At 69.6% G+C, this 13,788-nt stretch carries 8 protein-coding genes and 2 pseudogenes; 9 read left to right on the forward strand and 1 reads right to left on the reverse strand.

Annotated features, from left to right (window positions below):
- The first annotated feature begins 111 nt into the window (after positions 1–111).
- The 7 genes and pseudogenes from ACIBLA_RS32930 to ACIBLA_RS32960 all read left to right on the forward strand — a co-directional run.
- Entirely contained in the window at positions 112–1,059 is a 948-nt protein-coding gene (locus tag ACIBLA_RS32930) for a sulfite exporter TauE/SafE family protein (RefSeq protein WP_363246598.1), read from the forward strand.
- Complete coding sequence (cysD, locus tag ACIBLA_RS32935; RefSeq protein WP_399200752.1) at positions 1,056–1,958, forward strand: sulfate adenylyltransferase subunit CysD; 903 nt, start codon at positions 1,056–1,058, stop codon at positions 1,956–1,958. Before ACIBLA_RS32930 ends, cysD begins: the two co-directional genes overlap by 4 nt.
- Positions 1,958–3,802, forward strand: a complete 1,845-nt coding sequence (gene cysC, locus ACIBLA_RS32940; RefSeq protein WP_399200753.1) for an adenylyl-sulfate kinase — start codon at positions 1,958–1,960, stop codon at positions 3,800–3,802. The genes cysD and cysC overlap by 1 nt, the downstream gene beginning before the upstream one ends.
- A gap of 44 nt (positions 3,803–3,846) precedes the next feature.
- Positions 3,847–5,115, forward strand: a complete 1,269-nt coding sequence (locus ACIBLA_RS32945; RefSeq protein WP_363246601.1) for a cytochrome P450 — start codon at positions 3,847–3,849, stop codon at positions 5,113–5,115.
- Between the two features lie 909 nt (positions 5,116–6,024).
- A complete protein-coding gene (locus ACIBLA_RS32950) occupies positions 6,025–8,844 on the forward strand; it encodes a LuxR C-terminal-related transcriptional regulator (protein WP_399200754.1) in 2,820 nt (939 codons plus the stop codon).
- Positions 8,845–8,935: 91 nt separating this feature from the next.
- A complete protein-coding gene (locus ACIBLA_RS32955; protein ID WP_363246603.1) occupies positions 8,936–10,273 on the forward strand; it encodes a gluconate:H+ symporter in 1,338 nt (445 codons plus the stop codon).
- A 51-nt stretch (positions 10,274–10,324) separates the two neighbouring features.
- Positions 10,325–10,537, forward strand: a pseudogene (locus tag ACIBLA_RS32960) (WYL domain-containing protein); the annotation flags it as partial.
- 58 nt (positions 10,538–10,595) lie between these two features.
- On the opposite strand, the pseudogene ACIBLA_RS32965 reads toward ACIBLA_RS32960, so the two are convergent.
- Positions 10,596–11,127: pseudogene (locus ACIBLA_RS32965) on the reverse strand (dihydrofolate reductase family protein).
- A 196-nt stretch (positions 11,128–11,323) separates the two neighbouring features.
- On the opposite strand from ACIBLA_RS32965, the gene ACIBLA_RS32970 reads away from it, so the two are divergent.
- Complete coding sequence (locus ACIBLA_RS32970) at positions 11,324–11,992, forward strand: O-methyltransferase (protein WP_363246604.1); 669 nt, start codon at positions 11,324–11,326, stop codon at positions 11,990–11,992.
- A gap of 112 nt (positions 11,993–12,104) precedes the next feature.
- Positions 12,105–13,781: a serine/threonine-protein kinase gene (locus tag ACIBLA_RS32975; RefSeq protein WP_399200755.1), complete on the forward strand. Its 1,677-nt coding sequence runs from the start codon at positions 12,105–12,107 to the stop codon at positions 13,779–13,781.
- Positions 13,782–13,788: the final 7 nt, after the last annotated feature.

Genomic DNA, 13,788 nt, shown 5'->3' on the forward strand with positions numbered 1-13,788 from the left:
CCACGTAACACGCAATACCCCCCACGCCCCGCACCCCCACGCCCTACGCGCCTGAGCACAGGAGCCCGAGCGGTTCCGGCAGCCGTGCCCCCCCTGCGAGCCGAGGTTCCCATGCGCACGTTCCTGTTGTTCGGATTGGCCGGCCTGCTGGCCCAGCTTGTTGACGGCACCCTGGGCATGGCGTTCGGGGTGACCGCGACGACCACGCTGCTGGCCGTGGGTACCGCCCCGGCGGCTGCCTCGGCCGCCGTGCACCTCGCCGAGGTGGGCACCACGCTGGCCTCCGGCCTGTCCCACTGGAAGTTCGACAACATCGACTGGAGAACCGTCGGCATCCTCGCCGCACCGGGCGCGATCGGCGCGGTGCTCGGCGCGTACGTGCTGACCTCGCTGTCCACCGAGAACGCCGCGGTGTGGATCACCACGGTCCTGCTGCTCCTCGGCCTGTACGTGCTGATCCGGTTCTCGTTTCTCAAGCTGCGCAACCTGATCACCGGCAGCCGCCCCGGCGCGAAGTTCCTCGCGCCGCTCGGACTGGTGGCAGGGTTCGTCGACGCCACCGGTGGCGGCGGCTGGGGTCCGGTGGCCACCACCACACTGCTGTCCTCGGGCCGGCTGGAGCCCCGCAAGGTGATCGGCTCGGTGGACACCTCGGAGTTCATCGTCGCGCTGGCCGCCAGCGTCGGCTTCCTGTTCACCCTGTCGCAGGAGGACCACCTCAACTACACGGTGGTTCTCGCCCTGATGATCGGTGGCGTCATCGCCGCCCCGCCGGCGGCCTGGCTGGTCCGGCACATGCCGCCACGGCTGCTCGGCGCGCTGGCCGGTGGGCTGATCGTGTTCACCAACGCCCGTACGTTGCTGGGCGAGTTCGAGGCCGCGGGCTGGGTGCTCACGGTCACGTACACCGTCGTCGTGGCGCTGTGGGCGGCCGGGGTGTTCGCAGCGGTCCGCTCACTGCGCGCGGAACGCCGAGACCTGCGCGAGGAACGCCGACCCGACCCCGTGGCACGCGAAAGCCACATCCCCCAACCAGCCGCGGAGGAGCACAAGATATGACGACGGGCAGTTACCAGCTCTCCCATCTGCACACGCTCGAAGCCGAATCGGCGCACGTCTTCCGCGAGGTCGCGGCCACCTTCGAACGGCCGGTGCTGCTGTTCTCCGGAGGCAAGGACTCGGTGGTCATGCTGCACCTGGCTCTGCGCGCGTTCTGGCCGGCGCCACTGCCGTTCCCGGTGCTGCATGTGGACACCGGCCACAACTTCCCCGAGGTGCTCGATTTCCGCGATCGGGCGGTGGCCCGGCACGGCGTCCGGCTGGAAGTCGCCGCCGTCCAGGACGACATCGACGCCGGGCGGGTGGCCGACGAACCCAGCCGGAACCGGTTGCAGACCACCACCCTGCTGCGCGCGATCACGGAGCACGGTTTCGACGCCGTGTTCGGAGGCGCCCGCCGCGACGAGGAGAAGGCCCGTGCGAAGGAACGGGTGTTCAGCTTCCGCGACGAGTTCGGCCAGTGGGATCCGCGCAACCAGCGGCCGGAACTCTGGCAGTTGTACAACGGCAGGCACCGCCGCGGTGAGCACATCCGGGTCTTCCCGCTCTCCAACTGGACCGAACTCGACATCTGGCAGTTCGTCCTCGACGAGGAGGTCGAACTGCCCTCGCTGTACTACGCCCACCGGCGGCAGGTGTTCCAGCGCGACGGCATGGTGCTCGCGGTCAACCCGTACCTGGCACCCGGCTCCGGCGAGCAGCCCTACGACGCCACCGTGCGCTTCCGCACCATCGGCGACGCGACCTGCACCGGCTGTGTGGAGTCCGCCGCCGCGACCCCGGAGGACGTCGTCGCCGAAGTCGCCGCCAGCCGGATCACCGAACGCGGTGCCACCCGCGCCGACGACCGGATATCCGAGGCGGGCATGGAAGACCGGAAAAGGGAGGGCTACTTCTGATGGGCATCGACCTGCTGCGAATCGCCACCGCGGGCAGTGTGGACGACGGCAAGTCCACACTCATCGGGCGGCTGCTGTTCGACTCGAAATCGCTGTTCTCCGACCAGCTGGCCGCGGTGGAACGCGCCAGCCGGGACCGCGGTGAGCCGTACCCGAACCTCGCCCTGCTCACCGACGGCCTGCGCGCCGAACGCGAACAGGGCATCACCATCGACGTGGCGCACCGCTATTTCGCCACCCCGAGGCGGCGGTTCATCATCGCCGACACTCCGGGCCATCTCCAGTACACCCGCAACATGGTCACCGGGGCGTCCACCGCCGACCTCGCGCTGGTCCTGGTCGACGCCGCCAAGGGCGTGCTGGAGCAGTCCCGGCGGCATGCGCTGCTGGCGTCACTGCTGGGGATTCCGCACCTGGTGCTGTGTGTGAACAAGATGGATCTGGTGGGCTTCTCGCAGGAGCGATTCGAGGAGATCCGCGCCGAGTTCGCCTCGTTCGCCGCCAAACTCGACGTGCACGACCTGAGCTTCGTCCCGATGTCCGCGCTCACCGGTGACAACGTGGTGCACCGCGGCGACGCGATGCCCTGGTACGAGGGCACTTCGCTGCTGCACCACCTGGAGGAGGTGCACGTCGCCTCGGATCGCAATCTGATCGACGCGCGCCTGCCGGTGCAGTACGTGATCCGTACGCCGGGCGGGTCGGGGTACTTCCGGGGTTACGCCGGAACCGTCGCGGGCGGGGTGTTCAAACCGGGTGACGAGGTGCTGGTGCTGCCGTCCCGTGTACGCACCACGATCGCGGCGATCACCGGGCCCGGCGGCGCGCCGCTCGCCGAGGCCTTCCCGCCGCAGGCGGTCACCGTACAGCTCGACGGCGAGCACGACATCGGCCGGGGTGATCTGCTCTGCCGCCCGCGCAACCAGCCGCGGGCGGTACGCGAGCTCGACGCGATGGTGTGCTGGCTGACGGAACGCAGCGAGCTGACGGCGGGCACCAGGTACCTCGTGCGGCACACCACCCGCACCACGCGCGCGCTGGTGGGTTCGGTGGAGTACCGGCTCGACATCAACACGCTGCACCGCGACGAGGCGGCGGACTCGCTGACGCTCAACGAGATCGGCCGGGTGAGTCTGCGGGCGCAGGAGCCGCTGTACGTCGACGAGTACCGCCGTAACCGGGTCACCGGCAGTTTCATCCTGGTCGACGAGCGGACCAACGACACCGTCGCCGCCGGGACCGTCCTGGCCCCGTCCGCCCGGCCGGAGGTGGTCTGGCACGCCACCGCGGTGAGCCGGGACGAGCGGATCTCGCGCGGCGCCACCATCTGGCTGACCGGGCTGTCCGGGTCCGGGAAATCCAGTGTGGCGGTGGAGATCGAGCGGCTGCTGGTCGCCGCCGGCCGCCCGGCCTATCTGCTGGACGGGGACAACCTGCGGCACGGGATCAGCGCCGGGCTGGGGTTCGGCGAAGCCGACCGTACGGAGAACGTGCGTCGCGCGGGCGAGGTGGCCAGGCTGTTCGCCGACGCCGGACTGGTCGCGGTGGTTTCGCTGATCAGCCCGTACGCCGAGGGCCGGGCGAAGGTGCGGGCGGCGCACGATCTCGCCGGGCTGCCGTTCCTGGAGGTCTATCTCGACACCCCGCAGGCGGTCTGCGAGTCACGGGATCCGAAGGGGCTCTACGCCAGGGCCCGCGCGGGTGCGATCACCGGCTTCACCGGGATCGATGATCCGTACCAGGCGCCCGAGTCCCCGGAGTTGGTGCTGCGGCCGGAGGACGGTGACCCCGCCGCGATGGCCGCCCTCGTACTGAACCGCCTGATGGGCCCGATCCCCGACTGACACGGCGGTTCGAGCCGCCGACGACCCAGAGGAGTACCACTGTCATGACGACATCCAAGTGCCCCGCCGGACATACGATCCCCGACTCCGGTGACGGAGTGGTCGATCTCGACGAAGCCTTCATGAACGATCCGTACCCGCTCTACGAACTGCTGCGCACCCAGCGCCCCGTGACCAGGGTGCGGGTGCCGATGGCGCCGCCGTTCTGGCTGGTCACCACGTACGACGACGTGCGCGCCGCGATGACCGATTCCCGGCTGCGCAAGGACGCCGGCGAGATCGCCAGGATCCTGCGCCGCGCCGCCGAACTGCCCGAGGACGCCGTGGACCTGGACATGGGCCTGCACGACCACATGCTCAACTCGGACCCGCCCAAGCACACCCGGCTGCGTAAGCTGGTGAACAAGGCGTTCACCGGACGGGCCATCGATCGGCTTCGCCCGGACATCGAGCGGCTGGCCACCGATCTGACCGAGGCGATGGCGGCGAAGCTGGCAGCCGGGGCGGACTCGGTCGACCTGATCGAGGAGTACGCGTTCCCGCTGCCGATGACGGTGATCTGCGAGATCCTCGGTGTGCCGGACGACCGGCGACGCGAGTTCGGCGAGTGGTCCCACACCATCCTGACGTCGGCGACACCGCAGGAGCAGATGGCGGCGTCGGCGGCCATGCGCGAGTACCTGGACGAGCTGGTGGCCGCCAAGCGGGCGGCTCCCGGTGACGACATCTTCTCCGCGATCCTGGCCCCCGGTGAGGGCGCCGACCAGCTGTCGCCCGCCGAGGCCACCTCGATGGCGTCTCTGCTGCTGATGGCCGGACACGAGACCACGGCGAACCTGATCAGCAACGGGGTACTGGCCCTGCTGCGCGACCCGGACCAACTGGCGCGGCTGCGCAAGGACTCGGCGTTGCTGCCGGGCGCGGTCGAGGAGTTCCTCCGCCTGGAGAGCCCGGTCAGCATGGCCACCACGCGGTTCACCGCAGAGCCCGTGACCATCGGCGGTACGACCATCCCGGCAGGCGAGCTGGTGCTGCTGGGGATCGGCTCGGCCAATCGGGATCCGAAGGTGTTCGACCGGCCCGGTGAGCTGGACTTCGGCCGTCCCAAGGGGGGTGGTCTCGCTTTCGGGCACGGCATCCATCACTGCCTGGGGGCGGCGCTGGCCAGGGTGGAGGGCGAGATCGCCTTCCGGGTGCTGCTGGCCCGGTTCCCCGAGTTGACCCTCGCGGTGCCTCTGGACGAGCTGAGCTGGCGCAGCAGCATCCTCCTGCGGGGGCTGACCAGCCTGCCGGTGCGGGCGGGCGCAAACTGAACTTCTGATGGCAGGAGTGTGGCTTTCCCTGAAATTCGCAGGGAAAGCCACACTCCTGTCATTTGGTGTCGCGTCCGTCCCGTGGGTTTCTTGGGGCGTAGCCGAGTAGCTGTTCCGGATGCTAAGTTGAATTTACTCGGGCTTGACCGAAGGCTGAATCGTCCCTGCCCGTTTCTGCGATATCGGCGTTTGCTCGTGAGGAGGCTGTGGTGGATTACTCGGCGAGTTGGTTACCGGTCCATTTAGGTCGATGTCCGGGCGGTCCCTGGAGAGAGAATGGTGGTTCCGGGATCGCGCGCCATATGGCGGCCGGGGATCGCCACGTCTCGCCCGCTCTGTCGGCGACGCACCCGACCCAAGAGTGTCATGAAACGCTCGTGAAATTCCCAGGACGAACGCATCGGCGCAACGCGTTTCGGCACCTGACGGGAGAGAAACGGGCTGCTACGTATTCGGACGGGGATGGACTCCCGAGACCGGCGGGGCGCGGGCTGAGGTAGAGCTCCGGTGGCCACCGACGATGATGGTGCATGCTTCCTTTCTGTGCCGGAAATTCCCGTGCTGAAGCGTGCCTACCGGACGCGAGTAATATTCGCGCGAAGATCGCATTCGCCTTCGGAGTGACGCACGGCGAATTCTCCCCGTGTGCTCTGCGGCGCCTGTTGTGGCTTTCCGCCCTTATCGATGCCCGAACCCGGTCGTTTGCGTGCCCGGTTGGCTGATCTTGGTGCCCGTTACGGATTCCTTTAAGTCGAACGTATCGGATATTCCACCTAGTCCGACGCATACGGACGCGAAATTGCCCATTCTTGACTTGAGCCCGCGATTCGCGGACGGCTGCGCATTGCGGGCGTGAATTCCCGCAGGGACTGACGACAGCAGATGTGCACCGCCGACAGGGGAGAGATTGTGGACCCTCGGATTCTTGACAAGCTCTCGGAGGCCGCGACACCGCAGTCGCAGTCGGCCGGCTGGTCGTTGTACGGCCGTGAGGAACAGGTGCACCGCATCGAACGGTTGATGCGCGCGACGGCAGAGGAGCGCCGGGCACACCTCGTGGTCGTGGAGGCCGGCATCGGCACCGGCAAGACCAGGCTGCTGTCCGAAGCGATGGCGCTGGCCGAGCGGAACGGGTTCGCCGTGTTCAACGGCGTGCCGAAGTCGATCACCATGGTCGGTCCCCGCCAGGGCCGGCACGACACCGACCGGATCAGCTGGCTGGCCGCGCAGGTCGAGTCACAGCTCGACGCCGGTCTCCGGCGCGGTCCGGTGCTGCTGGTGCTCGACGACGCGCAGTGGACGGACCCCGCGGTGCTGCGGGCGCTCGGGGGCCTGATGCCGAAGCTGGACGACTCGCCGGTGCTGTGGCTGGTCGCGCTGCGTGCCGAACGGGGCGAGTCGTCCAACAGCCTGGTGCTGCGGGGGATGACTCGGGCCCAGCGCGGCGAATGGCTCGGACCGCTGGGCCCGCTGTCCAGTGACGCAGTCGTCGGCCTCGTCGGCGACCTCTTCGGCGCGGCTCCCGACAGCGACCTGGTGGAGCTGTGCGAGAGCGTCGGCGGCAACCCGCAGGCGATCGTGGACCTGGTGCGTGAACTGGGCGAGGAACACTGCGTGGTGGTCGGCGACGGGATCGCGTCGCTGGGTACGGGGCCGATGAACTCGGGCATCGCCGTGGCCGTCGCGGAGGATCCGGTCGGGCATCTGCCCCCGCCGTTCCTGCGGTCGGTGCGCGGGCGGCTGGACGAACTGTCCCAGCGGGCGCAGAACATGTTGCAGGTCGCGGCGGTGCTGGGCAGCGCGTTCACCCCGAACGACCTCGCGGAGATGCTGGGCGAGCGTCCCGTCCAGCTGCTGGGCCCGTTGCAGGAGGCGATGAGCGCGGGGCTCCTCAGCAGCGACAGCGAAGGATTCGTGTTCCACCGCGAACCGGTGTGGCGTGCGGTGCTCGGGACCGTACCGGCGCCGTTGCGGTCGATCCTGCACCGGCAGGCCGCCACGATGCTGCTCGTCAGCGCGGGGGAGCCGACCCTGGACGTGGCGGTGCATCTGGTGCACTGCACGGAGGTTGGTGACGCCGAGGCGGTTGCCACCATCGGAGAGGCGGCGCGACGGTTGCTGCCGTCCTCGCCCCAGTCGGCCGCGGCGCTGGCCACTCGCGCGCTGCGGGCCACCGACCCCGGCGGACCCGACCATCTGGCGCTGGGGACCACGGCGACCGCGGGGCTGGTCCGGCAGGGCAGGCTCACCGAGGCCGCCGAACTCGCCGAAAAACTCCTCCAGGTGGCCGGGTCCGCCCCGGAGGAGTCCATCCGGCCACTGCGCAGCTGGCTGGCCATGGCGCTGATGCTGCGCGGCGACGCCTCTGCCGCGCAGCAGGTCTCTCGGGAGTGCTCCTCCGCCGAGGCCTCCGCGGACGGTCCGGACCCGACCCCGGAACTGTTGGTGCTGAACACGTTGTCGAGCGACAACCAGACCGCGAAGGCCGGCCTGGCCGACCGGGTGCTCGCGGGCCCCGGCGCGTACAGCGTCGAGGTGCGGATGGCGGCGTTGAACGTGCGGGCGATGGCGAGTTGGCGTGAAGGCCGGCTCGACGAGGCGCTCGCCTCCGTGGAGGACGCGGTGGGGCTGCGCGAGCAGCTGACCGAGTCCTGTCAGAGCGATCCACTGTGGACCAAGGCGTGGATGCTGACCAGGCTCCACCGGCTCGACGAGGCGCTGGCCGCGGCCGACACCGCCCGCCGCACCATCGACTGTGACGGTACGGGCGCAGTTTCCCCGGTCCCGCTCGCCCTGCGCGCGATGATCTTCTTCGTCAAGGGTGACATCGCCGCCGCCGAGACGGAGGTGGCCGCGGGACTCGCGGCGTCCAGGCGGGTTGAGATGCCGCTCTACGACCCCCCGCTCCGGGCGGTTCTGGTCTTCTGTGCGCTACGGCGCGGGGATCTGGCAGCGGCCGTCGAAAGGCTGCGCCGGCTGGGCGAGTCGATGCCCGCCGAAGCGGTCCATCGGTGGTCGGTGATGTGGCGACTGCTCACCGGGCTGGTGTCCTCGGCCAAATCGGGAGCGCACGCGGCGATCGACGAGATCCGCGAGCTGGCACGGGACCCTGCTCTGCGCAGGCAGTTGGTGCTTGAGGCCCCGTTGGGCACCGCGTGGTCGGTACGCACCGCTCTGGCGGCGGATCAGCGGCCACTCGCCGAGCAGATCGTGGCCACCGCCGAGGAGATCGCCTCGGTCAATCAGCGTCACGGCCCGGTCGTGGCGGCGGCGAGGCACGGCCGGGCGCTGCTGGACTGCGATCTCACCGCGCTCGCCGGGATCGGCGAACTGTACGGGGATCCGTGGACGGTGGCGTCGGTCACCGAAGACCTCGGCTCGCTCCATCGAGGGACCGATCGCGAGCAGGCGGTGAAGCAACTGAGCCACGCGATGGCGATCTACGAGGAGGTGGGGGCGGAATGGGACTCGGCACGGGTCCGGCGCAAACTGCGGCGACTCGGAGTCCGCCGTCGGCACTGGAGCCCCGAAGCCCGGCCCGAGACGGGCTGGTCCAGTCTCACCGGCACCGAATCCAAGGTCGCCCGGCTCGTCGCACAGGGGCTGACCAACCGTCAGGTCGCGAGCGAACTGTTCATCTCCCCGCACACCGTGGGCTTCCACCTGCGCCAGATCTACCGCAAGCTCGCAATCCAGTCCCGAGTTGACCTGGCACGCATCGTGCCGTGACCGCACACCCATTGACCTTGTCAGGTTCACGACTCTAACCTCCATCTGCATACGTGGACGACGCCTGTGTGCGGGTCAAGGGGGAACTGCCGTGCCCATCCTCGTGGTTGGGGTCAGTGTTCTGATCCTGCTGCTGCTCATGACCCGGCTGCGGGTCAACGGCTTCGCCGCCCTGCTGCTCGTCGCGGTCGGCGTCGCGCTGGTCCAGGGCATCCCGGTGGCGACCATTCCGGATGTCCTCTCCGAGGGCATCGGGGGCCAGATCGGCGACACCATGCTGACCATCGGGCTCGGCGCCATGATCGGCCGTGTCATGGGGGATTCCGGCGCCGCCCAGCGAATAGCGGGCACGCTCCTCGACGCCTTCGGCCCGCGCTGGGTCCAGGTGGCCATGGTGGTCACGTCCATGCTGATCGGCGTGACCATGTTCTACGAGGTCGCGTTCATCATCATCGTGCCCATCGCGTTCACCCTGGTCAGGGTCACCGGGGCGAATCTGCTCTGGGTCGGACTGCCGATGTCCATCACCCTGTCCACGATGCACAGCTTCCTGCCACCGCACCCCGGCCCCACCGCCGTCGCCGCCACGTTCCACGCCTCCGTCGGACTGACGCTGTTCTACGGCCTGTTCATCGCCGTCCCCGCCGGCGTGCTGATCGCCCTGGTCTGGCCCCGCCTTCCGTTCGTCAAGGCGATGTCGCCCTCCATCCCCCAAGGGCTGGTCAGCGAGCGGGAGTTCAGCGACGAGGAGATGCCCGGCCTGGGCTGGGCGCTGGGTGTGGCGCTCTTCCCCGTGGCGCTGATCGTGGCCGCCGCCGTCACCGACATGGCCACCTCCACCGAGAGCCCGTTCCTGAACTTCGTCGCCTTCATCGGCTCCGCGCCGATCGCGCTGCTGCTGGCCCTGTGCCTGGCGATGTGGGCCTTCGGGCCGCGGATCGGCCGCAGCCTGGAGGAGGTCGGCGCCTCCTGTGCCTCGGCGGCCAAGGCGATGGCGATGATTCTCCTGGTGATCGGCGCCGGCGGGGCCTTCAAGAACGTCCTCGTCGAAGGCGGGATCTCCGACTACATCAAGGACACCACGGACAGTTGGTCCATCTCACCGATCGTCCTCGCCTGGCTCGTCGCCGTCATCCTCCGGATCGCACTGGGCTCGGCGACGGTCGCCGTCGTCACGGCCTCCGGTGTGGTGCTGCCGCTCCTGGCGGGCAGTGGGGTCCACCCGGAGATCATGGTGCTCGCCGTCGCCTGCGGCTCCATCGCGTTCTCCCACGTCAACGACCCCGGATTCTGGCTGTTCAAGGAGTACTTCAACCTTTCCGTCATCGAGGCGATCAAGGTCCGTACCAGCTATACGACGGTGCTCGCCGTCCTCGGTCTGGGCGGCGTCCTGGCGGCCGAGTGGGTCCTCGACGTCCTCAACCTGTGAACGCCCCCTGCACCCGGCCTCTTCCGGCCCAAAGGCCGCCTCACGCGACGGCTGTCCACCGCGCTGGCCGTCCGGTCCGAAGAAGCGGAGGCGGACGGCTGGCTGCGGCTGGAGGTGACCTTCCAGGATTCACGGCACGCCGAATGGGCACTGTGGCAGCTCGCCACGAACGCGGAAGCCCTGGCCCCGCAGTGGTTGCGTACCTCACTGCGCGACCGCGCCGCCGCGATCGCCACCCGCTACGCTGCTCAGCCACTTCAATGACTCCGGTGCCGCCACGCACTGTGCTGCCGTGACCGCCGCGCACCACGACCGATCCTGGTCAGGACAGCACGCGATAGGTCACATGCGTGACCGAGCCGGCTGCCCGCGAGGCCACCTGTTCGAGACGCAGCGGCGGTACGCCGTCGAAGAGCCGCGTACCGCCGCCGAGCGTCACGGGCACGATGTGCAACCGCAGTTCGTCGATCAGGCCGGCCGCGAGGTACTGGTTGACCGTGGTCGCGCCGCCGTGGATCGACACGTCGCCGTCCCCGGCCACCTCGCGCGCCTGACGCAACGCGGATTCGATCCCGTCGGTGACGAAGTGGAAGATGGTGCCGCCCTCCATCGGCTGCGGGTCGCGCGGGTGGTGGGTGAGTACGAAGACCGGAGCGTGGTACGGGGGGTTGTCGCCCCACCAGCCCTTCCACTGAGGATCCCACTCGCCACGCACGGGTCTCGAACATCCAGGAGTGCAGCCTGTCGCCCCAGCCGTCGCCGCCGTCGTCGCCGAACGGCCGCTCCTCGGTCTGATTGAGTCCGGCCGAGTAACCATCGGCCGAGACCGACAGGTCGCAGGTCACTCTGCTCATCGCTCTCTCTCCTCCACGGGTGTGCTGCCAGGCGGGGTCCCAGCATGGTTCATCAGACGTCGGACCGTCAGCGATCGACGGAACGCGCCCTCCGTGGCCACGACGCGGAATGCGCCGCACACCGGCGTCCCCTGGGCGGCGATGTGTGCGAGGCACAATTGCCCCACCCCCTCACTCCTGCCGAAGGACTCACGACATGAGCAGCAGCGCGGACGCGATCAAGTCGGTCCCCCTCACCCCTGAGCTGTACGACTACGTGGTGGCCCAGGCGGAACCGCGAACCCCCGTCCAGGAAAGGCTGATCGCCCGCACCCAGGCGCTCGGCGGTCCCGCCCGGATGCGGGTTCCGCACGAGCAGGGCGTCCTGCTCACCCTGCTGGCCCGCCTGACCGGCGCGCACAGCATCGTCGAAGTGGGCACCTTCACCGGCTACTCGACCCTCGCGCTGGCCGAGGGACTGGCCCCCGGCGGCCGTGTCGTCGCCTGCGACATCTCCACGGAGTGGACCTCGATCGCCCAGGAGGCATGGAAGGAGGCCGGGGTCCAGGACCGTATCGACCTCCGGATCGCCCCGGCCCTCGACACCCTCAGGGCCCTGCCGTCACAACCGCTGATCGACCTCGTCTTCCTGGACGCCGACAAACCGGGCTACCGCGCCTACTGGGACGAACTCGTGCCGCGCGTACGTCCGGGCGGGCTGCTGCTCGCCGACAACGTGCTGTACGGCGGCGAGGCGGCACGTACCGACGCCGAGGGCAACGCCCTGGCGATCCGGGAGTTCAACGCGCACGTCCGCGCCGACGACCGGGTCGAGTCCGTGCTCCTGCCCATCGCGGACGGCCTGACTCTCGCCCGCAAACGCTGACGCCGGGGGCGCCACCGCACTCCTCTTCACCGCTCGGTCACGCCTCTTGCGCACCATGACCATCAATTACCTCAACTGCACCTTCCGTAACGGGAGTTCGTATGATGCCGCCATGGCAAGTCACGGGGATCTCATAGCAGGGCGCTACCGCATCACGGCACCACTGGGACGCGGCGGAATGGGCACGGTCTGGCGGGCGAGCGACGAACTGCTCGGCCGCGCCGTCGCGATGAAGGAGCTGCACGTCGACGAAGGGCTCTCGCCCGCCGAGGCCGAGAGCCGGCGCGAACGCACGATGCGCGAGGCGCGCTCGGTCGCGCAGGTGAAACACCCGGGCGTCCTGGTCCTGCACGACGTCGTCCAGCACGAGGCGCAGCCCTGGCTCGTGATGGAGCTGATCGACGGCCGCTCGCTCGCCGACCGGATCGCCATGGACGGCCCGGTCCCGCCCGCCGAGGCCGCGCGTATCGGTCTCGCCCTGGTGGCCGCGCTGCGCGCCGCGCACACGGCCGGGGTGCTGCACCGTGACCTCAAGCCCGCGAACGTACTCCTGGAGGCGGCAACGGGGCGGGTGGTGCTGTCCGACTTCGGGATCGCGCAGGTCGACGGGCAGACGACGCTGACAGAGGTGGGCGCGTTCGTCGGCTCCCCGGAGTACACCGCCCCGGAGCGGATGTCGGGGAGGCGGACGGGCCCGGAGTCCGATCTGTGGTCGCTCGGTGTGCTGCTCTGCGCCGCCGTTGAGGGGGAGTCGCCGTTCCGCCGCGACTCGGTGGCGGGGGTGCTGCACGCCGTGGTGATGGACGAGGTCAAGGTGCCCGACTCGGCCGGTCCGCTGCTTCCCGTCCTGAACGGGCTCCTTGAGCGCGATCCCGGCCGGCGGCTCGGCGCGGACGAGGTGGAACGGTCCCTGCGCGGATTTCTGACGCAGGAGCGGATGCCGACCGTGCCGCACGTGCCGGTGCCCAAGTCCGGTGCGCCGTCCGATTCCGGCGCCCCGGTCGTGCTCGGCTCCGCCCCCGCACCGGCCGGGCGCCCCCGGATCCGCAGGGCGCTTCTCGCCGGAGCCCTGGCCACCGTCCTCGCGGCGGGTGGCACCGGTGCGTGGGTGCTCACGAGGGACGATCCCGGTCAGGGGACAGAGGCGACGGGGAACGACGGTCCCGCGGAGGAGGTACGGGAGGACCGGGATTCCAAGGCGCCGACGGCGAACCCTTCCAAGAGCCCCTCCAAGCCGAAGGATCTCGGCAAGAATCCCTCCGACACGCCCGAACCGCTGGACGACGGCAAGGGCAAGGACAAGGACGCGAAGCCGACGGAGGCCCCGCCGGCCGCTGATCCGGCCCCCGAGGGCTACCGTACGGTCTCCGATCCGTCGGGCTTCACGATGGTGACGCCCAGGGGCTTCGTACGCGTCGACGAATCGCCCCGCGTCTTCTACAACTCGCCGGACAACGCCTTCCGTATCGGCGTCCATCCCCAGCCGCTCGACCCGGCCGGCCCCGCCGCGGTGATGCGGCAGGCGCACCAGTCGGGTCCGTCGGACTACCCCGGCTATCGGGACGGCTCGGTCCGCGAGACGACGCACAACGGCTTCCCCGCCGCCGTCTGGGAGTTCACCTGGGACGGCGCCGCGGGGGACGGCGGGCCGCGCCGTACGTTCGACCTGAGCTGGGACGAGGGCGGCAAGATGTACGACCTGTGGGTCTCCGCGCCGGCCGGTCGGGCGGCGGAGGGCGAGACCCACTTCATCGAGGCGCACAGGTCCTTCGAACGGACGGGCTCCTGAGCGTCCG

It is taken from the genome of Streptomyces sp. NPDC050433, assembly GCF_044458565.1.
In the GTDB taxonomy this organism is placed as follows: Bacteria; Actinomycetota; Actinomycetes; order Streptomycetales; family Streptomycetaceae; genus Streptomyces.